The sequence below is a fragment of the Paenibacillus oleatilyticus genome (assembly GCF_018998565.1).
GTDB classification, from domain to species: Bacteria; Bacillota; Bacilli; order Paenibacillales; family NBRC-103111; genus Paenibacillus_G; species Paenibacillus_G oleatilyticus.
Genome location: NZ_JAHNZO010000147.1, coordinates 1 through 366, shown reverse-complemented (window position 1 = coordinate 366; position 366 = coordinate 1). Strand labels below are relative to the sequence as shown.

Sequence of the window (366 nt, the reverse complement as noted above, 5' to 3'; positions counted from 1 at the left end):
GTTGGGGGACATGAAGCGCCTGAACTCGCTGTTCTGCGCCGTGGCTTACAACGTGTTGGATCAGGATGCCAAGGACGACGATCGCGACTGGGAAGACACCCCGAGCACGCTGTAAAAAAAACGCCCCCGGTTTTAACCGGGGGCATTGCGTTGGGGGGCGTGTTATTTGCCGCTGAACACCCCGGCTTTGGCGTCCGCTTGCTGAGTTGAAGCATGGCCGCTGGCGAACGGTACGTTGCCGTCAACGCTTTGCTTCGCCGCGCCGCCTAGCAGCCCGCCGATCGTGGCGGCCGCATCGACGCGGCCGCCGCCCTGATAGCGCTGGCCGCTGACGTCCTGCTGGCTGACCTTGCCGCCGCCCAGTTC

The 366-nt window shown here is 64.5% G+C and carries 1 protein-coding gene; it reads right to left on the bottom strand.

All coding sequences use genetic code 11. The features are described from left to right. Positions 1-162: 162 nt before the first annotated feature. Positions 163-366: hypothetical protein (locus KQX66_RS38990; RefSeq protein WP_216798428.1), on the bottom strand; the 204-nt coding region annotated here is incomplete at its 5' end.